This window comes from Sneathiella chungangensis (genome assembly GCF_009882935.1).
Taxonomy (GTDB): Bacteria; Pseudomonadota; Alphaproteobacteria; order Sneathiellales; family Sneathiellaceae; genus Sneathiella; species Sneathiella chungangensis.
In genome coordinates, this window is record NZ_WTVA01000004.1 from 1 (window position 1) to 23,203 (window position 23,203).

General features: G+C 55.3%; 22 protein-coding genes and 1 tRNA gene. 12 read left to right on the forward strand and 11 right to left on the reverse strand.

Annotation, left to right across the window (positions count from 1 at the left end):
- Nucleotides 1–2: 2 nt before the first annotated feature.
- Nucleotides 3–79: transfer RNA gene (locus tag GQF03_RS09270), tRNA-Met, on the forward strand.
- 25 nt (nt 80–104) lie between these two features.
- On the opposite strand, the gene GQF03_RS09275 is transcribed toward GQF03_RS09270, so the two are convergent.
- Together GQF03_RS09275 and GQF03_RS09280 are read right to left on the reverse strand one after the other, a co-directional pair.
- Entirely contained in the window at nt 105–3,185 is a 3,081-nt protein-coding gene (locus GQF03_RS09275; RefSeq protein WP_161338991.1) for an efflux RND transporter permease subunit, read from the reverse strand.
- A gap of 1 nt (nt 3,186) precedes the next feature.
- A complete protein-coding gene (locus GQF03_RS09280) occupies nt 3,187–4,278 on the reverse strand; it encodes an efflux RND transporter periplasmic adaptor subunit (RefSeq protein ID WP_161338992.1) in 1,092 nt (363 codons plus the stop codon).
- 82 nt (nt 4,279–4,360) lie between these two features.
- On the opposite strand from GQF03_RS09280, the gene GQF03_RS09285 reads away from it, so the two are divergent.
- The gene (locus GQF03_RS09285) at nt 4,361–5,020 is read left to right on the forward strand and encodes a TetR/AcrR family transcriptional regulator C-terminal domain-containing protein (protein WP_170078511.1); all 660 of its coding nucleotides are present in this window, start codon (nt 4,361–4,363) and stop codon (nt 5,018–5,020) included.
- Nucleotides 5,021–5,027: 7 nt separating this feature from the next.
- Here GQF03_RS09285 and GQF03_RS09290 read toward each other — a convergent pair whose 3' ends face one another.
- The 5 genes from GQF03_RS09290 to GQF03_RS09310 all read right to left on the reverse strand — a co-directional run bounded on the left by GQF03_RS09290 (nt 5,028) and on the right by GQF03_RS09310 (nt 7,866).
- On the reverse strand, nt 5,028–5,762 hold the full coding sequence (locus GQF03_RS09290) for a DUF1194 domain-containing protein (protein ID WP_161338994.1): 735 nt from the start codon (nt 5,760–5,762) through the stop codon (nt 5,028–5,030).
- Nucleotides 5,763–5,844: 82 nt separating this feature from the next.
- Complete coding sequence (locus tag GQF03_RS18760; RefSeq protein WP_206376199.1) at nt 5,845–6,189, reverse strand: hypothetical protein; 345 nt, start codon at nt 6,187–6,189, stop codon at nt 5,845–5,847.
- The gene (locus GQF03_RS09300; protein ID WP_161338995.1) at nt 6,140–6,928 is read right to left on the reverse strand and encodes a DUF899 domain-containing protein; all 789 of its coding nucleotides are present in this window, start codon (nt 6,926–6,928) and stop codon (nt 6,140–6,142) included. Before GQF03_RS09300 ends, GQF03_RS18760 begins: the two co-directional genes overlap by 50 nt.
- Before the next feature lie 45 nt (nt 6,929–6,973).
- Nucleotides 6,974–7,504, reverse strand: coding sequence for an SRPBCC family protein (locus GQF03_RS09305; protein WP_161338996.1), 531 nt, complete (start codon nt 7,502–7,504; stop codon nt 6,974–6,976).
- A complete protein-coding gene (locus GQF03_RS09310) occupies nt 7,501–7,866 on the reverse strand; it encodes an ArsR/SmtB family transcription factor (RefSeq protein ID WP_161338997.1) in 366 nt (121 codons plus the stop codon). The genes GQF03_RS09305 and GQF03_RS09310 overlap by 4 nt, the downstream gene beginning before the upstream one ends.
- A 290-nt stretch (nt 7,867–8,156) precedes the next feature.
- Between GQF03_RS09310 and GQF03_RS09315 the strand changes: the two genes are divergently transcribed.
- Nucleotides 8,157–9,626, forward strand: coding sequence for a catalase (locus GQF03_RS09315; protein ID WP_161338998.1), 1,470 nt, complete (start codon nt 8,157–8,159; stop codon nt 9,624–9,626).
- Between the two features lie 68 nt (nt 9,627–9,694).
- On the opposite strand, the gene GQF03_RS09320 is transcribed toward GQF03_RS09315, so the two are convergent.
- A complete protein-coding gene (locus GQF03_RS09320) occupies nt 9,695–10,837 on the reverse strand; it encodes an FAD-dependent oxidoreductase (protein ID WP_161338999.1) in 1,143 nt (380 codons plus the stop codon).
- Nucleotides 10,838–11,021: 184 nt separating this feature from the next.
- On the opposite strand from GQF03_RS09320, the gene GQF03_RS09325 reads away from it, so the two are divergent.
- The 6 genes from GQF03_RS09325 (at nt 11,022) to GQF03_RS09350 (ending at nt 17,185) form a co-directional block, all read left to right on the forward strand.
- Complete coding sequence (locus tag GQF03_RS09325) at nt 11,022–11,420, forward strand: MAPEG family protein (protein WP_161339000.1); 399 nt, start codon at nt 11,022–11,024, stop codon at nt 11,418–11,420.
- A gap of 209 nt (nt 11,421–11,629) precedes the next feature.
- Nucleotides 11,630–13,552 (forward strand): PAS domain-containing sensor histidine kinase, encoded by a 1,923-nt coding sequence (locus GQF03_RS09330; protein ID WP_161339001.1) that lies wholly within the window; start codon nt 11,630–11,632, stop codon nt 13,550–13,552.
- Nucleotides 13,553–13,672: 120 nt separating this feature from the next.
- Entirely contained in the window at nt 13,673–14,869 is a 1,197-nt protein-coding gene (locus GQF03_RS09335; protein ID WP_161339002.1) for a type III PLP-dependent enzyme, read from the forward strand.
- Nucleotides 14,870–14,900: 31 nt separating this feature from the next.
- A complete protein-coding gene (locus tag GQF03_RS09340) occupies nt 14,901–15,938 on the forward strand; it encodes a 1,9-bis(guanidino)-5-aza-nonane synthase (RefSeq protein ID WP_161339417.1) in 1,038 nt (345 codons plus the stop codon).
- A 21-nt stretch (nt 15,939–15,959) separates the two neighbouring features.
- Nucleotides 15,960–16,859: an agmatinase gene (gene speB / locus GQF03_RS09345; protein ID WP_161339003.1), complete on the forward strand. Its 900-nt coding sequence runs from the start codon at nt 15,960–15,962 to the stop codon at nt 16,857–16,859.
- A 98-nt stretch (nt 16,860–16,957) separates the two neighbouring features.
- Complete coding sequence (locus tag GQF03_RS09350; protein ID WP_161339004.1) at nt 16,958–17,185, forward strand: hypothetical protein; 228 nt, start codon at nt 16,958–16,960, stop codon at nt 17,183–17,185.
- A gap of 18 nt (nt 17,186–17,203) precedes the next feature.
- Here GQF03_RS09350 and GQF03_RS09355 read toward each other — a convergent pair whose 3' ends face one another.
- Nucleotides 17,204–17,863 carry a 2-hydroxychromene-2-carboxylate isomerase gene (locus GQF03_RS09355; RefSeq protein WP_161339005.1) on the reverse strand — a complete coding sequence of 220 codons (660 nt, stop codon included), beginning with the start codon at nt 17,861–17,863 and terminating at the stop codon, nt 17,204–17,206.
- A 166-nt stretch (nt 17,864–18,029) separates the two neighbouring features.
- Here GQF03_RS09355 and GQF03_RS09360 point away from each other — a divergent pair, with 166 nt between their 5' ends.
- The 3 genes from GQF03_RS09360 (at nt 18,030) to GQF03_RS09370 (ending at nt 21,307) form a co-directional block, all read left to right on the forward strand.
- Entirely contained in the window at nt 18,030–18,830 is an 801-nt protein-coding gene (locus tag GQF03_RS09360) for an undecaprenyl-diphosphate phosphatase (protein ID WP_161339006.1), read from the forward strand.
- Nucleotides 18,831–18,923: 93 nt separating this feature from the next.
- Nucleotides 18,924–19,775 (forward strand): DUF3108 domain-containing protein, encoded by an 852-nt coding sequence (locus GQF03_RS09365; protein ID WP_161339007.1) that lies wholly within the window; start codon nt 18,924–18,926, stop codon nt 19,773–19,775.
- A 137-nt stretch (nt 19,776–19,912) separates the two neighbouring features.
- On the forward strand, nt 19,913–21,307 hold the full coding sequence (locus tag GQF03_RS09370; protein ID WP_161339008.1) for an adenylate/guanylate cyclase domain-containing protein: 1,395 nt from the start codon (nt 19,913–19,915) through the stop codon (nt 21,305–21,307).
- On the opposite strand, the gene GQF03_RS09375 is transcribed toward GQF03_RS09370, so the two are convergent.
- Nucleotides 21,304–22,689, reverse strand: coding sequence for a TRAP transporter large permease subunit (locus GQF03_RS09375; RefSeq protein WP_161339009.1), 1,386 nt, complete (start codon nt 22,687–22,689; stop codon nt 21,304–21,306). The two genes, GQF03_RS09370 and GQF03_RS09375, sit on opposite strands and share 4 nt — an antisense overlap.
- 4 nt (nt 22,690–22,693) lie before the next feature.
- Nucleotides 22,694–23,182: a TRAP transporter small permease gene (locus GQF03_RS09380; RefSeq protein WP_161339010.1), complete on the reverse strand. Its 489-nt coding sequence runs from the start codon at nt 23,180–23,182 to the stop codon at nt 22,694–22,696.
- Between the last annotated feature and the right edge of the window lie 21 nt (nt 23,183–23,203).

Here is a 23,203-nt window from a genome sequence, read left to right on the forward strand (position 1 = left end):
ACCGCGGGGTGGAGCAGCCCGGTAGCTCGTCAGGCTCATAACCTGAAGGTCGCAGGTTCAAATCCTGCCCCCGCAACCAATCATTTTCTCTGGCAATAGTTTCTTTATTCCGCCGGGCTTTGGAGAGCTCCGGTTTCGCTGTCCTCGGATGTTCTTGCTTTCGCGCGGTCCCGTGCAAGGAAGGTGTAGGCGGCGGGAACCACGAACAGGGTGAGGAGCGTCCCGAATGTCATGCCGCCGACGATCACCCAGCCGATTTCCTGCCGGCTCTGCGCGCCGGCCCCCATGGCGGTTGCCAGGGGAATCGCGCCGGCCACCATCGCACTGGTCGTCATCAGGATCGGCCGCAGGCGGAGAACGGCCGCTTCAACCACCGCGTCCCTTAGATTATATCCCTGGTCCTGAAGACTGTTGGCAAACTGCACGATGAGGATGCCGTGCTTGCTGATCAGCCCGATGAGGGTGACGAGACCGATCTGGCTATAGATGTTCAGTGTCCCTCCGGTAAGGTTGAGCGCGAGAAGTGCGCCGGTCATCGAGAGCGGAACAGTCAGCATGATGATCAGGGGATCGGCAAAACTCTCGAACTGGGCCGCCAGCACAAGGAAGATAAATGCGAGCGCCAGCAGGAAGACAAACAACAGGCTGCTTCCGGCATCCTTAAACTCTCTGGATTCGCCGGAAAAATCGTAACGCACCGTCGTCGGCAGAACTGTCCGCGCGGCGGTTTCGAGGAAATCAAGGCCCTCTCCCAGTGAATAGCCGGGCGCGATATTGCCAGTAATCGTAGCCGCCCGGAACTGGTTGAAACGGTTCAATTCCTTCGGCGCCACGGTCTCGCGAACCGTTACCAGATTGGAAAGCTGGATCATTGCGCCGTTCAGACCCCGAACGTAGATATCATTCAGGTCATTGGGAGTTCTCCGGTCGTCGGGCGCCACCTGAACAATGACGTCATATTGTTCCCCGTTCTGGTTAAACCGCGTCACCTGCCGTCCGCCGAGCAGGGTTTCAAGGGTTCGACCAACAGTCAGGACGCCCGCCCTTGTGTCGGCGACGCGTTCGCGGTCAAGGTCGACTTCGATTTGAGGCGTGTTGAGACGGAGGTCACTGTCGAGATTGATGAGTCCCGGGAATTTTTCGGCCTCGGCCAGAAGCAGGTCGACATATTCTTCCAATTGCTCATAGCTGTCAGAGGTCTGAATAACAAATTCAATTGGTTTGTTCCGGGCACTTTGGCCAAAGGATCCGGGATTGTTCCCGAAGGCGCGAACGCCCGTAACTTTCGATAGTTCCGGCTGCAGTTCGCCGAGTATTTCCATCTGCGTGCGCTCCCGATCCTCCCAGGGAATGAGCTGAGAGAAGGAAATGAGTTCGTTCACCGCGCGTGACCCGACGATAACGAAGGCATGCTGCACCTCCGGAATGGCCTCCAGAAGATTTTCGAAGTCGTCAATATACTGACTGGTAAATTCAATCGTCGCCCCTTCCGGGGCGCTGCCGGCGGTGAAAAGCACCCCCCTGTCCTCAATCGGGGCGAGTTCCGACTTGAGGCTGGTAAACAGGAAATAGCTCGAGCCCGCGACAAGAATGACAAGAAGGACGATAAGTGGACGGAGATTGAGCGTCGCGACGAGCATATTTCGATAGCCGCGGTTAAGCGATGAAAAGGCTTTCTCGAAGGCGTTGTAAACCTTGCCGTGTTTTTCATGGTCCCTCAGCAGGAGCGCACACATCATGGGACTGAGGGTGAGCGCGACAAGGCCGGAAACGAGCACGGCACCGGCCAGCGTCAGCGCAAATTCCGCAAACAGTTTACCTGTTCGTCCCGGCGCGAAGGCAACCGGCGCATACACAGCGGCGAGCGTTAGGGTCATGGCGAGGACAGCGCTTGAAATCTCGCGGATGCCACGGATGGCCGCCTGCAGGGGTTTTATCCCGTTCTCGATATGGCGGTGAATGTTTTCAAGAACAACGATCGCGTCGTCGACGACCAGGCCAATCGCCAGCACCATCGAAAGAAGTGTAAGCGTATTGATGGAAAAGCCCATGATATCCATCAGTGCGAAGCCACCGATTAGCGATACCGGTATAGTAACGAGGGGTATCATCGTCGCACGGAAGGTTCTCAGGAAAAGGAAGATAAAGATGACAACCAGTGCGACCGCCTCCGCGATTGTCGTATAAACGGCGTCAATGGATCGGTCGATGAAGATCGATTTATCGTAGGCGATGGTAACATTCATACCCGGCGGAAGATCGCGGGTCAGTTCTGGCATTACCTCCCGCATTGCGCGCGAGACGTCGAGTGGGTTGGCTGTCGCCTGCTTGACAATACCAAGGATAACGGCGCTTTCCCCATTGAAGCGAGTAATGCGTCGCTCATCCTGCGGACCGATTTCCACCTTTGCCACGTCGCGAAGACGGACGGAGTATCCTTCAAGATCCTGAAGGATCACGCGCTCGAACTGCTCCGGCGTCACAAGGCCGGTGCGGGATAATACGGTGAATTCCCGATCGTAGCTTTCTATGCGGCCCGACGGGACTTCGACATTCTGCTGACGCAGGGCGTTTTCTACGTCGGCCACCGTCAGGTTGAATGCGGCCAGGCGCGCCCGGTCAAGCCAAATACGCATGGCATAGCGCCGTTCACCGAAAATGCGGACTTCCGCGACACCCGGGATATTCTGGAGTCGGTCGCGAACGAACCGGTCGGCATAATCGGAAATCTCGATTGGGTCGTGACGGTCGCTGGTGAAAGCGATGTAGACGATAGCTTGCGCATCGGCCTCCACTTTCGCAATGATCGGTTCTTCAATTTCGTTGGGGAGCCTGCCGCGGACGCGTGACACCCGGTCCCGCACATCGCTGGCCGCGACATCCGGGTCGGTCCCCAGTTGAAAGCGCACCGTTATCCGGCTTTCCTCCGGTTTGCTGCTGGATGTCATGGTTTCGATGCCTTCGATCCCGGCAATCGAGCTTTCGAGAACCTGCGTCACCTGGCTTTCGATAATTTCGGCGCTTGCGCCGAGGTAATTCGTTCTGACGGAAACAATGGGTTCATCAATATTCGGATATTCCCGGACGGTCAGACGTGAATAGGAGACAATGCCGATCAGAATGATAATAAGGCTCATTACCGTCGCGAAAACGGGCCTGCGGATAAAGAATTCCAGGAAACCCATATCAGGCTCCCGTTCCGCCGTTCGCGATGGTGATCAGGCTGCCATCGCGGATTTTCTGATGGCCGGCGGTGACGACGACGGCGTCTGCGGGCAAGCCATCGACCACCTCAACCATGCCCGGCCGGCGCAGCCCCAGCGTTATTTCTGTCTGCACGGCACGCCCGTCGACCATACGATAGACAAAGCGCGATTGACCGTTCGCAAACACAGCGGCTTCCGGGATGAGGGTCGCCATGTCTCGCTTTTCCGTGACAATCTGCACGCGCGCAAAAAGGCCGGGCAACAAGGTGCCATCCTTGTTGGGTATATGGGCCTGCAACCTGATGGCTCGTCCATTGGCGTCAATAATTGGATCGATCACAAAGATTTCGCCGTCGAAATTGCGGCCCGGAAAGGCGTCGACCGTCACCTTTATCGACTGGCCGACCTGCAGATTTGGAAGCGCAAGTTCCGGAACCCGGAAGTCAACTTTTATCGGATCAATTTCTGCCACCTCGACGATACGGTCGCCGGGGCTGACGTAAACACCGGCGCTGACGGAACGGATGCCGACTTTCCCGGTGAGCGGCGACGTTATGGTTGCCTTTGCAAGCCGGCTTTTAGAGAGAGCGACATTCGCCTGTGCGACGTCAAAGGCGGCGATCGCCTCATCTTTTGCCCGCAGGGTTCCCGTCCCCTGCTTCGCAAGGGTCATCGCCCGTTCGCGGTTGGATTCGGCCAGAGTCAAATCGGAAACCGCCTTCCTCAGGTCCGCTTGCAGGATGTCGTCATCAAGTTTTACGAGGACGTCGCCTTTTTTGATCGAATCTCCCTCGACAAAAGGCAGCTTGGCGATCCGGCCGGCAATTTCAGGGGAGACAACAACCGATTCATTCGCCATCAGCGTTCCGACGGCGCTGATTGTCTCCAATACCGTGTCGACCGTCACCGATACGGCCTCGACAGTATGGATGCGCTCTTTCGGTGTCGACGAGGCATTGGCAGACTGCTCAACAGCAGAAAATACGCCATTTTTGTTGATGATATGATAAGCGCCGCCGGCAACAGCGAAAATCAGGATCACCAGAAGTCCACGATAAACCGATCGACGCATTGACAATAGTCTCACCACATTCAAAGATTGGACCGCTCAGTCCATTATAGCTTATTCGGATAAAGGTACTTGTCAATTGGTCGTGATCAGCAAGACCCCTAATTCCCGCCATTCCGAACGGAAATTGCGAGCTATTCGCAATGCTGGACGCTCTGTTTTCCTTCGCCTCGGTTTTGAACAGGCGAGCATGGATTTGATCGCTGCCGAAGCCAAGGTATCGAAACAGACCATTTACAATCACTTCCGCAACAAAGAAGATCTCTTCAAAGCGATCATCATGGATATGACGAATAGCCTGATGGCGCCGCTGGATTTGGAAGAATCGGCCAAGTTGACGCCCGAACAGTTGCTTCGCTCATTTGGAAGCGAATTTCTGACCCTTATGTTGGGTCCATCATCGCTTGCGCTGTACCGCCTGATCGTCGCGGAGAGTGGACGCTTTCCCGAACTCGGAAATGAACTATACCGTGTCGGGTCGGGGCGCTTGATAGGTGTTTTGGCGGACTATTTTACCTGGGAGACGACACGGGGGCGGCTTGCGGTTATGCAGCCGGACCGCGCCGCCGAGCTATTCGTCGGGATGCTGAGTGGCCGCGTTCAGCTTCGTGCATTGCTCGGCGTGGACGAGACGCCCTCGCGCGAAGAACTTCATGATCGTGTGGAACATGCGGTTAGCAGTTTTCTGCGGTTGTATGCGGTCCCGGCATACCGGGTCGCGCCGGAAGGAAGCGTTGCCGATTGAACCTGGATCATTTTCTGTTCGGATTCCCTCCGTCCCGGCCGTCGGCAATCTCCAGGATGAGCTTTTTTCGTACAGCGTTCGCGAAGGTATCCGTATTGTCCGCCGTGACGACGAAGGCGCCGTTGCCACCGATAATCAATTGTTCGAAGGCGGCCTCGAGATCATAGCTGTTGGGCCGGCCGGAGCAGTAACGGCAGAGAACCGCGAGCCCGTTAATCGTGATGTCGGCGGCGACGACGGCATCGCGGGCCGCCTCGATGGGAGGACCGCTCCAATTGTTGGCGCTGTCCGCGGAAATATCGATTACGCGCCGGAAACTCCAAATCTCGTTCTTTTCAATGAGGTCCTTGGCGAACAGAAGTGCGGAGCCAATGGCGTTGAACCCGAATGCCCGTCTTGGCGGCACCAGAAGGTCATTGGCAAATTTCTCGGCGGCTTCTGCACTGTCGATGATTTGCCAGCTGACCACCACGTCCTGTGATGCCGCATCTCCCCACTCGACATAGGTAACCGCGATGCGTCCGTAAATCGAGCTCGTAATTGCCGAAATAACATCGGGATTGGTAATCGCCTTGGCATATCCCTGACGTTGAAACATGATTTCCGCATCGTCAATCGATCCTGTCGCGTCGGCAAGAAGGACGAGTTCCAGCCCGACCTCGACTTTCTCCTGAGACAAGGCGGCCGGTATCCAGAGGGCCGGAAGCAATATCAGGAGCAGGCGCAATTTTCCAAAACGCATTCCCAAGCCTATTCAAGAAGAATATTATCAAGACATGATTTGCGAATTCCGCTTGAGGGTCAAGGGGACATATTTATGATCCCTATTGGGAGCGTCGGCGGAGCGGCTGTTTTCTGGCGATTGTCTTCAGCCAGGGCGTCAGATGAACGGCGCTCATCAGCAGATACATGATTGTCATTCCGTCCAGCGGCGATGAGAGCTCTCCCGCGGCGCAGATGACTACAGACGGATCCACGTCCTGAAGGCAAGTGAGCAGCGCCATGCCGGCGAAAGTTGGCGCGGCAGCAAGGCTAAGAAAATGGGCCGCGCCGTTGAGTGCAGGCTGCTTTTTCGCCGTCCTCTTCCGACGATGAACCGGAAGAGAGGACACCGGACTGTCAGCTGGCTGGATATTCATCATGCCGCCGCCACCAATAGCCGGTCTCATTGCGTCCCTTGGGCGCGCGATCGAGCCATTGATAGGCCCCCCAAAGGGCATCCACGCCGCGGGAATAGGTGGAATAGCAATGATAGACGACTCCGTCCTCAAGTGCGAAAGCACTCATGCCTGGCCGTTCGCGCGCATAAGTGGCGACATCGGTGCCGGATGCGATGGCGCCGAGCGCGGCACCGTCCGGTGTCACGCGCGAGTCTATTGCCGGTTTCCGCATGTCGCTGGGCAAAGCCGGCTCTTGCCGGTAGTTATATTCGATGCCGTCCTCAAATTGCTGTCCTTCGCTGAACCAGACATTGAAATCAGCATTAAAATCGCTGGCATGCGACGAGGCCCACGAAAAGCGCCAGCCCATGCGTTCCTTATAGGCCTGTAATTTCGCAAGCGGCGCACGGGAAACCACCGAGAACATCACGTCATGATTTTCAAGGTGAGGAGTCATTCCGTTGAAGCCATCCGCGATCGCCGAGCAGCTGGGGCATCCTGCGGTATAGTCCGGACCGAACATAAAGTGATAGATCAGGAGCTGGGATCGTCCCTGGAATAGCTCTTTCAGGGAGACGGCTCCGGTCTCGGTATCGAACCGGTAGTCCTTGTCTATCCGGACCCAGGGCAGTTTCTGGCGCTGCATCGCCAGTTCATCATTTCTCCGAGTGAGCTCCTTTTCCGCGGTCAGCAGGTCAAGCCGCGCGGAAAGCCATTCTTCGCGTGTTCCGGTTCTGTGTGCGGTCATTCGTCTTCTCCTTTCATAATTGTGCCCTATCGTTCCCAAAGGTTCTCAGGTCGGCAGGCGATCGTCATATTCCTGTTTTAGCTTGTTAAAATTGTCCCAGAAGGGGGTTGGATCTTTCCCGGACGCAACTGCGGCCAGCACATCGAGATGCGCATGCCAGCCTGCACTGACACTGAGTAATGTCGAGCGATCCAAGGCGCGATGATGGGTGACGGTCAGCAGCACCTTGTCACCACGCGGTTCCAGCTCGAAAGTGACGCCGCCGGTGCTTCCCCAGGTGAAGGATAGCTTGCGGGGCGGATCGAGCTCGGTAATCTTGCTTTCCATTCGGTGCTCCTCGGCGGCGGCGGGCGGGCGCTGACCGGTGGGGCTGGTCAACTCACTGTTGCGCCAGACCAGCTCGAAAGGCGCGCCGACCTTCATTTCCATATCGCCTGCCGCCAGCCATTGGCGGCGTTTGTCACTGTCCGTGAGATAGGCCCAGATCCGCTCGACGGGGCCGGGCAGCATACGCTGGATTTGCAGGGTTGCGGATTCGACCAGTACACCATATTCCGAGGTATCGTGTTTCGTCATTTGTCATTTCCCTTCTTGGAATTCGCAGCGCGTTCATCTTCGTCACGGAGCAGCCGGTCTAGGATATCCAGACGATTGGTCCAGAAATTCTCGTAATGACCGAGCCAGTCATGGGCAGTAGCAAGAGGGCTGGGTTCGAGGTGGCACACATGGGTGCGCCAGCGCACTTCGCGGCGGATCAGGCCGGCATTTTCGAGCACCTTGATATGTTTCGACGCGGCGGCAAGCGACATATCGAAGGGTTCGGCAAGCTGACTGACCGTCCGCTCCCCTTCGGCAAGCACCTGAAGCATGCTCCGACGCGTGGCATCGCCAAGGGCGTGAAAGATGGAATTCAGCTGGGGTGTTTCTAATTCAACCATATTGTTGAATGTAGTGAAGTGTTTTTATGAGTCAACCATTAAGTTAAATGATTTTTCATTTTTCTATGTGTCGGAAAGGGGGGGCAGGACGTCGGGCGAAAAATGCATGCCCTTGTTGAAACGCCGGCGTCATGCGCTAGCTTGACAGTCAACAGGGGGGCGGTTTCCTTGATCATTATACTCTTCCAGCCGGCAATTTTTATGACCGTCCCATTGACATTTTTTAGAATTATTCTAATTATAATTTCGAAACTAATTCCGCCACCCACGTAACTCCTAGGAGGTAAGACATGTCAAAAAAGAAAACCATGACGACGACGGGCGGTGGGCCGGTCGGCGATAACCAGAATTCCTTGACGGCGGGCGCGCGGGGGCCGGTGTTGATGCAGGATTACCAACTTCTGGAAAAGCTGGCCCATCAGAACCGCGAACGGATCCCCGAACGGGTGGTTCATGCCAAGGGCTGGGGCGCTCATGGCACTTTCACGGTGACCCATGATATTTCGAGATATTCCCGCGCGAAGATCTTCTCGGAGGTTGGCAAGAAAATCCCGATGCTGGCGCGATTTTCGACGGTCGCCGGAGAGAAGGGCGCGGCGGATGCCGAACGCGATGTCCGCGGGTTTGCGCTGAAATTCTACACGGAGGAGGGGAACTGGGATCTGGTCGGTAATAACACGCCGGTCTTCTTCGTTCGTGATCCGCTCAAGTTCCCGGATTTCATCCATACGCAGAAGCGCCATCCGCGCACCAATATGCGCTCCGCCACGGCGATGTGGGATTTCTGGTCCCTGTCGCCGGAAAGCCTGCACCAGGTCACGATCCTGATGTCGGACCGGGGATTGCCCGTCGCGCCGATGTATATGAACGGCTATGGATCCCATACCTACAGCTTCTGGAATAAGGACGGGGAGCGTTTCTGGGTCAAGTTCCATTTCAAGACCAAGCAGGGCCACAAGCATTACACCAACGAGGAAGCGACGAAAATCGTCGGCGAGTCCCGCGAGAGCTATCAGGAGGAGCTGTTCGGCACCATCGAACGCGGCGAGTTCCCGAAATGGTCGGTGAATGTGCAGATCATGCCCGAAGCCGACGCCGAGAAGACGCCCTATAACCCGTTCGACCTGACGAAGGTCTGGCCGCATGGTGATTATCCACTGATCGAGGTTGGCGAGATGGAACTTAACCGCAACGCGGACAATTACTTCGCCGAGATCGAGCAGGCGGCTTTCAGCCCGTCCAACCTGGTGCCGGGGATCGGGGTTAGTCCCGACAAGATGCTGCAGGCGCGCGTCTTTTCTTACGCGGATGCGCATCGGCACCGGCTCGGCACCCATTACGAAGCGTTGCCGATCAATGCGCCGAAGGTCCCGGTGAACACATATCATATGGACGGAGCGATGCGGTTCTTTAAGAACGATACCGGCAACCCGGACGCCTATTACGAGCCAAACTCCATGGACGGACCGGCTGAGGACCAGAGCGTCCTTGAACCGCCGCTCAGGATCTCGGGCGATGCGGACCGGTATAACCACCGCGACGGTAATGACGATTATGGTCAGCCGCGGGCGCTCTTCAACCTGTTTGACGACGGCGAGAAGGACCGGCTGTTCTCAAATATCGCCGCGGCGATGCAGGGTGTGCCGGACGGGATCGTCCAGCGGCAGCTTGGCCATTTCTATAAGGTCGACCCGGCCTATGCCGAAGGGGTGGCGTCGAAACTCGGCATAACCGTATCGGATGAGGCGAAGGCCGCCTGATCCATTCAATGTGATCGCCCCCTGAATTTGTGTTCAGGGGGCTTTTTACTGACGTTAGGGATCGGCGCTCAGGACAGGAAATGCCGCTCCGTCGCAAGTTTCTTCCAGGCCAGCACATTGGGCGGGCCAAGCGTCCGTATTTTCAGATCCCGCAGGCTGCGCCCCATCCAGCTCTGCATGCTTCGCAGATGCGCCAGCGGCGCGTCGGCATATCGGATAACTCGCGCGACCTTTCCCTCGAGCCGTTCTTGGTAGGTGATGAGCGCCTGGTCGATTTGCTGCATGGCCAGCGTGTCGGCGAGACAGCGGCTGTCCGTCAGCGCCATAGCGGCCCCTTGCTGTATAAGAGGGGAGCAACCATTGGCCGCGTCGCCAACGAACGCAATGCGGCGATCAAAAAAACACGGCTCGATCACCGATTGCAAGCGCCCCGGAATTATCTCCGCATCATCCAGCCGCGCAAGTATTTCAGGGGCCGGTCCGCCATATCCGGCAAATATCTTTCTCAGGTTATCTTTAGGGTCCGGCCCCAGCCCCGGCCCTTCCTGGTCGTCATAGACATGGGCGTAGCAATAAAGGGCGTCTTCACTGGTTGGATAGACCATGAGGAGGTCGGTCTGGCCAATCATATGCAGCGGCTGCAATCCGTGATCGGGATAGGGAAGGATAAACCGCCAGCAGGCGACGTTATGATCGATTACGGTCGTCTGGCCTTCGAAATTTTTTTGCCGTACAAGCGAATTCATCCCGTCGGCCGCTATGAGAAGATCGTATGTTCCATCGAGGAGTTCATTCGTACAGGTTATCTTGACCGCGTCATCACCATGCTCGACAGTCTTTAACTCCGTGTTGTACCGCACTTTCTTCTTCAAACCTTCGAGCAGCGCGGCATTCAGATCCTGCCGTTCAAGCACGATAAACTGGTCGCTTTCAAATGGCGGTTCTGAAAGGCTGGCAGTTTTTATTGTCTTGCCGCCCGCCTTGCTGAAGGTGATGTTTTTCGCTTCAAAGTACCGGCCTTCGAGGTGGCCAAAAACGTCTAAATCCTTGAGCTCCCGCACCGCGTTAAACGGAAGGATAATACCGGACGGAAAGGCATATTCTGCAGGATTTTTCTCTATAATTTCGAAATCAAGCCCAAACCTTGTTAGCCACTGGGCAAGAGAAAGGCCCGCTATGCCGGCGCCTACAATCATTATTTTCGACGTCAATCCAGTTCTTTCCTTGTCTCAATCATACGCTTACCCGATAGTACTTGATCCTATCTTCAATCTAAAGTTAAATCAAAACAGCTTGTTGGGGAAGCAAGCGACCATATCATCCTCCGACTCCGGATTGATCTGCGCCGCGAACCCGGCGGGCGTGACGTTCATTCTCACCAGAGGAGTAGGGAAAATGACACCGGATTTGATGTGGCTTACGTTGACGGCTCTTATGACGGCTCTCTTTTGGATCCCCTATATTCTGAACAGAGTTGCGGTGCGCGGACTCATGGGCGCAATGGCCAATCCTTCAAGTGATGACGCGCCACATGCCGACTGGGCAGAAAGAGCGATAAAGGCACATCGCAATGCGGTCGAGAACCTGGTCGTATTTGCGCCACTTGTCATCATAGCGGCGGTAACGGGCATGAGTACGCCCGGGATTGCAACGGCGGCTATGATTTTCTTCTTTGCTCGGCTTGCCCATTTTCTGATTTTCGTGTTTGGCATCCCGGTTCTGCGCACCCTTTCTTTCGCGGTCGGGTGGTTTGCCACGATTTATGTCGCGCTTGTATTGCTGGGCGTGATGTAGCCACCAAATTAACGGCGGTTTTCGTCAATTTGGCCCCCGCCCGGTGCATTGCCGGAATCGATGCTCCCTTGTGTCGGACAGTCGTGAATTAACGGATGTTCAATACTTTCCCGGTAACCTTACCGAAACGAAAATGGTTCGAACCGGGAAATTATTTTGAACAGGACCTGCAAAAGTCTGTGCGTCAGCGTTTGCAAGGGCGCAGTCACATGCTGAGCGAAGTGGCAATTCTTGTCTGCCTGACGGCAATGTTCGCCGTTTTCTGGAGACGAAAGAACCGGCTTGCTCATGTCAAAATCGGGCGGGATCTTATTAACATAGGCCTTGCCATCGTCGTCATTGCCTCGCTCACCGATACGTTGTTCGTAGGCGAGGCATCAATTTTCAATATCGGTTTCAGCACAGAAGAAGCCCTGCAGGTATGGCGGATTGCCGGCTATCTCCCGGGACTGGTTTTGATCGCCTTCGGCATTGCCAGGATGCTCCCGGCGATCGAACAGTTAAACAGTGAAATTCAGGCGCGGAAATTTTCCGAAGAAAAGCAGCGTGAACAGAACAAGCGGCTTCAACTGGCCATCGAGCGCGCCGAAACGGCGGAAACCACACTGCTCGATGCAATAGAATCGATGCCCGAGGCGGTCGCCATTTTCGATAAAAATGACCGCCTATTCGTTTGCAACCAGCCCTATCGAGACCGGTTCGAGGAAATCGCCCATATGGTAAAGCCTGGAACCCACTTTAACGACCTCGTTCGAATATTAGTGGAAATGGGCCGGGTGCCGGAGGCCGCCGGCCGCGAGGAAAAATGGATCAGGGCGCGTATCCGGGAGCATCAGAATCCGGGCGAGCCGATTGAGCAGCAATTCGCCGACGGCCTCGTATACCGGCTGTCGGAAACGAAGACGAAAAATGGCGGCACCGTTTCGATCCGCACAGACATAACCGAAATTCGAAATCGTGAGAAAGCACTGGAAGAAAACCGTGCGAAGCTCGAGGAGGCGCAAGCCATTGCCCATATTGGCAACTGGGTGCACAACGCGGTTACCAATACACATGAATGGTCCGATGAAGTCTTTCGCATACTCGGGTATGAACCGGGGGAAGTCGATCAGCGGTACAGCAATTTTATTTCACGGGTGCATGCGAACGATCTTGAGCGGCTACGCGCCGTCTTCCTTCTGGCAAGTGAACGGCGGGAACCCTTTGAGGCGGAGTTCAGGCTCGTGCACGATGATGAGAGGACCATATATGTCCGCGTGATCGGACGCCTCATCATAGACGAGGATGGCCAATTGCTCGGCGCCAGTGGCACCCTTCAGGACATTACCGCGCAGCATATGTTTGAGCGTGAACTCACCCAGGCGAAGCTGGAGGCGGAAGAGGGAACCCGATCGAAGTCCCTTTTCCTTGCCAATATGAGCCATGAGCTGCGCACGCCGCTGAATGCGGTAATCGGCTTTTCCGAAGTGCTGGCGAAGGAAATATTCGGTCCGCTCGCCAATGACCGCTACCGGGAATATGCCGACAACATTCAGTCCTCCGGTCGGCATCTGCTGTCACTGATCGATGATATTCTCGAATATTCGCGTTTGGAATCGGGATCGATCGAGCTTCAGGAAACAGAATTCAACCTTCTGGATATCACGAAATCGACAAAGACGATGCTGGAGGCCAAAGCCAAAGAGAAATCCATTGACTTCATTCTGTCGGACAAACTGGATATCCGGCTTCGGGCTGATGAGAGAAAGCTTAAGCAGGTCCTGATCAACCTTGTCAACAATGCGATAAAGTTCACGCCTGAACGAGGAAAAATCGAAATTGACATTTCGGAAGATTCGGCAGATTTCGCCAGCATTTTTGTAATCGACAGCGGATTTGGCATCAGCAAGGAAGAGATTGAGAACGTCATGCGTCCCTTCGGGCGGGCACATCATTCCGTCGCCAAATCCATTGAGGGGACCGGTCTTGGATTGCCGCTTGCAAAATCCATCGTCGAATTGCACGGCGGTGAGCTGAAAATCACCAGCAACAAGACAAAACCGGGAACGACAATCGAGATAATTTTGCCCAAATGGCGGGTTGGTGAACTACCGCAAGACCCCCCGCATTTGAACCTCGTCGCTCGGCCTTGAAATCCCGGGAAAAATTCATCATCTAGATGTGAATCTTTCTGTAGCGTAGCGAATAATTTTCTGCTACTGACGCTGTCTGAAAAATTTGGTTTCAACAACTAAACAGGTGGAACATTAGAATTGCAACTGCTCCAGGATTATGAGGGCTATGTCGCGGATCGCGAGCAAGCCCTAGCCGGTTTGCGGCGATATGAAAACGAAGCGACAGCTCTTGAAATCGAGCAGTCGAATGATGCTGTCCACTTTCTGTATATCGACAAGATTTCGGAAGCGGCCAGTGCCTTTCTAACTGGTTTCCCAGGTACATGTCTTTATGCGGCGAAAGCCAACCCGCATCCGGCGCTTCTGCGCCTGTTGTGGGCGGCCGGCGTTCGCCATTTTGAAGTCGCCTCCATCCGGGAAATTGAAAGCCTGCGCGGAGAATTGCCCTTTGCGCAGCTCTATTTCATGCATCCGGTCAAAAGCCGGCAGGCGATCGCCCGTGCTTACGCGCTTGGTGTCCGTCATTTTGCCTTCGACAGTCTGGACGAACTTCGCAAGATCAAGCAGGAAACCGGCCATGCCGAAGATATTGCATTGATTCTGCGCCTGAGCGTTTCGCAGGTCGGGGCCGCCTATCCGCTGGATAACAAATTTGGTGCGACCCTGATGGAGGCGCCGCTCCTCCTCACGCATGCCCGCCAGATCGCGGACAAGGTCGGCGTGACCTTCCATGTCGGTTCGCAGTGCCTGGAGGTTGAGGCCTATGCCAATGCCATCTACAATATTGCGAATATGCTGGATGGTTGCGGTGTCGAGATCGATATCATAGACGTCGGCGGCGGTTTTCCGATTTCTTATCCCGATATGGAACCGGCGCCGCTTCAGGATTATTTCGATGTAATCGAAAAAGCGCTCAAGGAATGCGGCTTTGGCGATCTCGAGATCTTCTGCGAACCGGGCCGGGCCATGGTGGCCGCTGGCGGTGCGGTCGCGGTGCGGGTTGAATTGCGCCGCGGGCAGTCGCTCTATCTGAATGACGGTACTTACGGATCGCTTTTTGACGCCGGACAGCTGGGCTGGGCATTCCCGGTCGAGCTTTATCGCGCGGGTCGGCTTGAAGTTCCGTCGGAAACATCGCTCTTTCAGCTTTACGGGCCGACTTGCGACAGCATCGACAAGATGAAGGAACATCTTGCGCTGCCCGATGATGTCTGTGAAGGCGACTGGATTATTTTCCGCCATTTGGGGGCCTATGGCTATGCCATGCAGACCAAATTCAACGGATTCTACTCCGAAACGATGGTGGCCATCGAAGCGGCCTCTGAAATCGTATAACGCCACCCGCTGGAAGGAGCGTTAATTGACAATGGTAAAATCCTCGACGAGCAACGACAAGGCGGCCCTTCTTTCGAAGACCGTCGAACATATCGATATCAAAAGCTTTGATGCACGTCCCATCATCGACGCCATGGGCAAAATGTCTTTTACCTCGCGCGATCTTGCGCGGGCGACGGAGATATTCAACATGGCCGTCGAAGATCCGGAATGTGCGGTGATATTGACTCTGGCGGGCTCGACTTCCGCCGGCGGATGCATGCATGTCTATCGGGACCTGGTGGAATTGGGCATGGTGGACGCGATTGTGTCCACCGGCGCCTCCATCGTCGACATGGATTTTTTCGAAGCGCTGGGTTTCCGCCATTACCAGGCCGATAGTTCCGTCGATGACAATGATCTGCGGGCGCTCTATATCGACCGAATTTATGATACCTACATTGATGAGGAAGAGCTGCAGAATTGCGATGAAACGATCAAGAAGATCGCCGACAGCCTCGATCCGCGCCCCTATTCCTCGCGCGAATTCATTCGCGAGATGGGCCGCTGGCTGAAAAGCAATGCGGTCAAGAAAAACTCCCTGATCGAAACCTGTTTTGATCATGATGTGCCGATTTTCGTGCCGGCATTTTCCGATTGTTCGGCTGGTTTCGGCCTGGTGAAACATCAGGTTGAGAACCCCGATGCGCATCTCAGCATCGACAGCGTGAAGGATTTCCGGGAGTTGACCGATATTAAGATCGCGGCGGGGACGACGGGGCTTTTGATGATCGGCGGCGGCGTGCCAAAGAACTTCGTCCAGGACACTGTCGTCTGCGCGGAAATATTGGGTAAAGAGGTGGACGTGCATAAATACGCCGTGCAGATATCCGTGGCGGACGTCCGCGACGGCGCCTGTTCCTCCTCGACGCTGAAAGAGGCGGCAAGCTGGGGCAAGGTCAGCACGAGCCTTGAGCAGATGGTGTTCGCCGAAGCGTCATCCGTCGTCCCGCTGCTCGCGTCGGACGCCTATCACCGGGGCGGATGGAAAAGCCGTCCGCCGCGTAAATTCTCGCAGCTTTTCAATTAGCCGTCAGTCAGACGTAAAGATATGACAGCACCGTTTGACATTCTCCCGTCGGAAGAGGGATTCCTTGGCTTGCCCGCATTAGAGGCCGTCGATTACGCGGCGGCGAAGGCGGTAATAATCCCGTTCGGACTTGAAGGTTCGGTCAGTTACGGCGGCGGTACCGCGAGGGGGCCCGCCGCGATGATAGAAGCCAGCCATCAGGTCGAGCTTTTCGATGAAGACCTCTGGCGGGAGCCGCTCCGTGAATTCGGCGTCGTGACCATGCGGGAAACCCCTGTTGACGGCAGTGATATCAAGGCGGCAATAGACAAGCTTGCAAATCTTACCGGTGCGGTGCTGGCGGACGATAAGTTCCCGCTCGTCTTCGGCGGGGAGCACTCCATCACTCCCGGTGCAATACGACCCTTTCTTGAGCAGTTTGATGATTTGATCATTCTGCATTTCGATGCGCACGCCGATTTACGGGATGGGTATGACGGTGAGCATTATTCACATGCAGCCGCGATCCGTCGCGTACTTGATCATCCGACCGTTCCGGTCGTGTCCGTCGGGATTCGCAATATATCGGCGGAGGAAATCCCCTTTCTGGAGGCCAATCGGCATCGCATCACTATTCACTGGGGCAAGGACCGTGAGAAATGGCGCGTTGAAGATATCGTGGCGCCACTTAAGGGACGGCGGATTTATCTGACGTTTGATCTTGACGGTTTTGACGGGTCGGTAATGCCGGCGACCGGCACGCCGGAGCCGGGGGGATTATTCTGGAACGACGCGATTAATATTATCCGGGCCGCGTCGAAAATGGGAAAAATTGTCGGTGCGGATATCAATGAATTGGCCCCCATCGACGGGTTTCATGCACCGAATTTTCTCGCGGCGAAGCTTGCCTACAAGATACTTTCCTACAGTTTTGCGACTTGACTGCCCGAAAAAGAGCAAAATTTTACCTCTTTTTTGAATAAAATCAGCCGCAATTGCCCTGCATATTGCCAGAATGGACCAGGCAAGAGGGCAGGGATATGAGTAAAGCGCGTACTTCGACGACTAAACGGACCTTTATTTCGAAACTGTTGTCTGTCGCGAAAAGCTATCGCCAACAGATAGCTGTAATTGCAGTCGCCGCGACCCTGGGCCTCGTGATCATACTGAATGTGGCGATGGCGCCGGAAACGGAATTGAACGGGTCCGGCTATCATATGACCTACTTCAAGGACAAGATGCCTCAAAATGCGACAGTGATCCGGTAGCCACGGTGTCGTCCGCCATCATTCCGGCGGACGGGCTGCAAGGCCATCCTGTTTCATGCGCCAGAGACAGACGTCCACGCGATCCTGACCGAAAAACGCTTCATTCTTGTAGGCGAGAGTAGGGACGCCCCAATGGCCGGCTTTTTCGAGTGCAGCCTGGTTCTCGCCGACTTTTGCTGCATATCCGTCGAAATCGGCTTCGATCATGGCATCAAGCTGAGCCAGATCAAACCCAGCTCTTGCCGCGGCTTTCTCCAAGTGATCCCCTTCATGCCAGCCACGCACCTCTCCATTCCAGATTAGTTCCGAAATCTTGTCGAGGAAGGCAAGGCCGTTGCCGGTTTCTGCGGCCGCAACCCCGAGATGGGTCAGGCGGTGAATATACGGCTGTTCCAATGGTATTTCCTTCGTTTGCCGGTTCATCACCACAGGATCCGGTCGCGGCCAGGAAATTGGAATGCCGTTCATGTCTCCGATCCGTTGGATATCGGTCATCAGATAGTCAATCCATAGAGGATGTATATCCTTGAAAAAATTAGGATTTCGGACGGCAATTGGATATACCGGCCGGACATTCACATTAACGTCATACTCGTTGGATATTTCTAGAATGCGGCGGATTGCCAAATAGGAATAGGGGCTTCGGAAGGACCAGAATAGATCGACGTTATGGGTCAAGGTTTTCTCCTTAATTTTTTGTAACTTTTTTTTTAACAATAGGCCTTTATAGTGGCCCGGACCAAGTGTTTTTACGCCCCAGTATTGTTTGTTAGATATATGGCAGCGGTGACGGTGTAAAAGCAGTCAATCGGCGACCGTATTCCTGAGGCCTTGAAGGGTAAGCATGCCTTTTTTTCATATTTTCGTCCTAGCGGCTATTCAGGGTATTACAGAGTTTTTGCCGATTTCCTCAAGCGGACATCTGTTGATCCTGCCGACGCTGACCGGATGGGAGGATCAGGGCCAAAGCATCGACATCGCCGTTCACGTCGGAACCCTGATTGCGGTCGTGGCATATTTCCGCGAAGATATTCGTGTGATCGTCAGGGCTTTCTTGCGACCCAAAGGCCCCGCCGCCGCCGAAGGGCGCCGGATTGGCTGGCAAATCCTGATAGCAAGCATACCAATCATTATTGTCGGCGGCGTTATGTACTATTTCCTGCACGACGAGCTGAGATCGATCCTTCTTGTTGCCGCGACAACTATTCTGTTTGGACTGATGCTGGGATGGGCTGACAGAAAATATCCCGTGACCAAGGCCCTCGGCTCGATGACAGCAATGGATTCCCTTATCATCGGGCTGTTTCAGGTAATTTCGCTCCTTCCCGGGACAAGCCGGTCGGGGATTACCATGACGGCGGCGCGCATGCGCGGCCTCAGTCGGAGCGATGGGGCGCATTTGTCCATGTTGCTATCCATTCCCACCATCCTCGGCGCCGGAACGCTCGCGACCTATCATCTGATTGTGGCGGGGAATGTTACTATCGGTTTCGATGCGGTTATCGCGGCGGTCGTCGCCTGCGTCATTGCATTCATGGTGATCAGCCTGCTGATGCGCTGGATCGAAAGGACAGGCTATGCGCCGTTCGTCATTTACCGGCTGGCGCTTGGTATTTTCCTGCTGATCGTGTACTTCATGACCTAACAGGACGCTCCCTTCGTCCTTCATCGCCACGCCAAAGCTTGATTAATCCTGCATGAGACCCCATTTCACGTGAATGGCGGATAGGGATGGTCAATGAACGTTAGTTTATTTAATCGCCGAAAATTAGCTTCGTGCGCCCTGCAGGCGGGTTTCGCGCTTGGCGCCCTTCTCCTATCGCTTCCGTCGATCGCCGCGGAAAATGAAACCGAGCTGCATTATTCGGTATATGTGGGCGGGCTGTATCTCGGCGGTATTGATGCCCGGGTAAGCCAAAGCGATAACCAGTATAAAATTGTCAGTACGGCGGCGACAAACGAGGCTTTTAACTGGGCCATCAATTGGATTGCGGAGGGCGAGACCGAAGGATTGATCGGTCTGGATAAATTCTTCCCGCGCCAGCATCAGCACAAAAGCACCTGGAACAGCAATGTCCGCGTCGTCACGCTGGATTACGCGAAAAGCGGCACGGTTTCCGTGCAGAAAACCGGCTCGCGACCGGAACCGCCGGATAAATATACTCCTGTCGATCCCGCCAGCCTTACCAACAGCATTGATCCAATGACCGCTATTCTGGCCGTAACAAAGCGGCTGGAAAAGGGGGAGGACTGCAATGTGAAACTGCCGATTTTTGATGGCCATCGGCGGTATGACGCGATCCTGACCGAAAAGCCGCCGCGAGTTTTCAAGCCGTCACGATATTCGGTTTTTGAAGGTGCGGCGATCGGTTGCAAGATCGATATTGTCCGCAAGGGCGGCTTTCTCGCAGACCCGACTTACGAAAGAAAGCCGGGTCAGGAACTCGTCGTTTGGGCCGGGTCGCCCGTTGACGGCGGAAAAATTGTGCCCGTGCGTATGCAAGTAGAAACGCCGTTCGGGGCAATGGAACTGCATCTTGACAGTTACCGGGATGGTTCGTACCAGCTCGTCAAGAGCGATGCCAAGTAAAGCTGCCGAAACCGGCGGAGGGTGAGGGCTGGATTTCGCTCGGCAGATAAATTAAACAGGCATATATCGCTGTTGCGACGGCCCCCGGAATGTTGGGAAGGGAAACGTCGCTTGCGTGCCGGCACGGGGAGGGCACTATGACTGAGGCGAGTTTGGGCGATCGGTTGCGACGGCTGCGACACCGGGACGACCTTCCGGATCCCGAGAACAACAGGTTTCTCTATGAAGCGCTCGACGGGAACAAGCGCGAGGGGCTTATGTTGGCGGTACGCGCAAGAACAGTCTCCCTTGCGGTCATCGCCGCCTTTCTGATTTATCTCAACCCTCACTGGTCGGTGCTGTATTACGAAATACTGATTGCCGGTTTTCTGCTGATCGGTTGGGCGCAGGTGAGGTTCGGCCGCGTCGAGCGGTCGCGGATTGAGTTATTTCTGATCCTGCTTGACCTTGCGCTGATGACAATCATTCTGGTGGTCCCCAATCCCTGGGATTCGCGTCCATGGTCGGTGGCCATGCAGTTCAAATATGGCAATTTCCCGTACTTTTTTATTCTGCTGGCCGCGGCAACTCTGGCTTATTCCTGGCGGACGCTACTGCCAATTACCGCCTTTACGGCCGTTCTCTGGATGGGTGGCTATTTCTGGGCCATTAACCAGCCGAACAATATTGCCGAATTGTCTGAAAAAGTGCGCACAGCCCTCGAGGGATATCCGAATATCGCGCATTTTGCCGATCCCGGTTCCATTCCCTTCGAACCACGCATTCAGGAAGTGCTGATTTTCGCCCTTGTTGCGGGAATACTTGGCCTGAATAGCTGGCGCTCGAACAGACTGCTTGTCCGTCAGGCTGGTGTGGCGAGAGAGCGAGCAAATCTGTCGCGGCATTTTCCGCCCAATATCGTCGACAATCTGGCAGAGCGCGACCAACCTCTCGGCGACGTACGTGCGCAGCCGGTGGCCGTGCTGTTTGCCGATATTGTTGGCTTTACGAAGATGGCGGAATCGGAAACGCCGGAAAGAATTGTCGAGGTCCTGCGCGAGTTTCATGGCCGGATGGAGGCATGCGTGTTCGAGAATAATGGCACGCTGGATAAATTTCTTGGGGATGGATTGATGGCGACGTTTGGCACGCCGGAAACGACGCCGGAAGACGCGGAGAATGCGCTACGCTGCGCCGCCGCCATGCATCAACGCATGAAGGAATGGAACGAACGGCGGAAACAGGGCGGACTAACGCCCATACGCCTGTCTATCGGCATTCATTACGGCACGGTCGTTCTCGGTGACATCGGATCGGAGCGGCGCCTGGAATATGCGGTTCTTGGCGATGTCGTCAATGTTGCAAGCCGCCTTGAGGCGCTGACGCGGCAGCTGAATGCGCATGTCGTCGTTAGCGGCGCTCTGATTGATGCCGCGGGCGGATCGGAAATTGCCCGCGACATGGGGTTCTTGGAAAATGGCGTGCAGACTATTCGCGGTCGGGATGAAACGGTGAAAACCTGGATTCGGCCGTTGACGCCAGGCGCGACCTAACCGGACAGAAGACGCGGCACGAACAGCGCAATCGCCGGAAAAGTGAGGATCAGGGCGATGCGGACAAGCTCGATCCCGAAGAAGGGCATGACGCCTTTAAAGGTCTCCTTCATCTTAACGTCCCCGGCCAGCGCACTGATGATGAATACGTTGAGACCGACGGGCGGCGTGATCAGGCCGAGTTCGATAACGATCAGGGAAAGGATACCGAACCAGATTTTCAGCTCGTTAAGATCCATCGAGAACGCAGCTGTTGCAGCCGTCACATAATCGCCGCCATTTATCTCGACGAGAACCGGCCAGAGGAACGGCACGACGACCAGGATCATGGAGAGTGAATCCATGAAGCAGCCGAGGATAATCAGGGCGATCAGCATCACGATAACGACGGAAATAGGATCGAGGCTGCTGCTTCCCGCCCAACTCGCCAGGGCTTCGGGAAGACCCGCGCGCGAGAAAAATCCCTTCAGAACCTCGGCGCCGAATAGGATGAAATAGATCATACCGCTGGTGACAGCCGTGGCAAGCAGGGATTCCTTGATCCTGGCGACGGTCAGGCCCTCACCGAAGCGGCGGAGATACAGGCCATATACGAAAATCAAAAAGACGCCGATCCCCGCGGCGGGCGTGGGTGTAAAGAGACCGAGACCAAGACCCAGGATGATCGATCCGAATATGAGAAGAACGGGAATGAGCCGACGGATCGCGATGCGCCGCTCCGCCTTCGGCATGGGCACGGCTTCGGGCGCGAGTGAGGGCTTGATGCGGACAATGACGGCAATTGCGAAAATGAAGAATAGTACGGCAATCAAACCTGGAATAATGGCGGCCTGAAACATCTCGAGGATCGAGGCTTCGACAATGATCGCGTAGATGACGAGGGCGACGGAGGGCGGGATCAGAATGCCGAGGGTGCCGCCGGCCGCCAGGACGCCGGTCGCGAACCCCGGTGCGTAATTCATACGGCGAAGTTCGGGCAGGGCCACGCGGCCCATTGTGGAGGCCGTCGCCAGCGACGATCCGCAGACGGCGCCGAAGCCGGCGCAGGCGCCGATCGCCGACATAGCCACGCCACCACGATATTTCCCGACGAAAGCGTTGACACCCTGAAAAAGATCCCGGCTCAAATTGGCGTTGGAGGCGAGATATCCCATAAGGATAAAGAGGGGAACCACCGAAAGATCGTAATTGGCGACGGAGTTCCACAGAAGGCTTTTGAACTGATGGAGATATGGTTCGAACCGGAGGTAGGGTAAGGCCAGGCTGAGCGCGAAATTACCGCCGATCCCGACAAGCACCATCGCAAGCCCGACGGGAATGCGAAACGCCAGAAGTGCGAACAGGACCACAAGGCCTAATATGCCGATGATTTCGCCGCTCACAGCACTACGGCTTTCGTCGCAATTGCATCAGCGCGACCACGGCCCAAAGGAACAGGGACAGGATGCCCGGGACATAAAATGGCCAGTTCGGCCAACCAAGAATAGGAGAGGAGGCAAAGTCCTCATAGGCTGAGATCATGCCAAGTGTCATCCAGTAGGCCAGGAAGAGTGCGACGCAAACTGTCAGCAGCAGTATAATACGCTCCAGAAAGATCTGCGTTCTCAGGGAAAATCGCTCGGCAAACAGATCGACCGCGACATGCCCTTTCTGGCGCTGACAATAGGGGAAAAACATCAGCGCCACGGCGCTTATGGCAAGCCGGACGAAATCTTCATATCCGGCTAGGCCCGCGACATTCTCACCAAAAAGCCGGGCAATTTTGTCCGCGCCGAAAGCGGCGGTATTGATGGTGGTTACCAGAACGATCAGGAAGGTAAGGATGCCCGCCAACAAGGCCCAGCCGGAGACGATCCAGTCCAGTTTTCTAGGCATCCTTACCCTTTCAATTCCGTT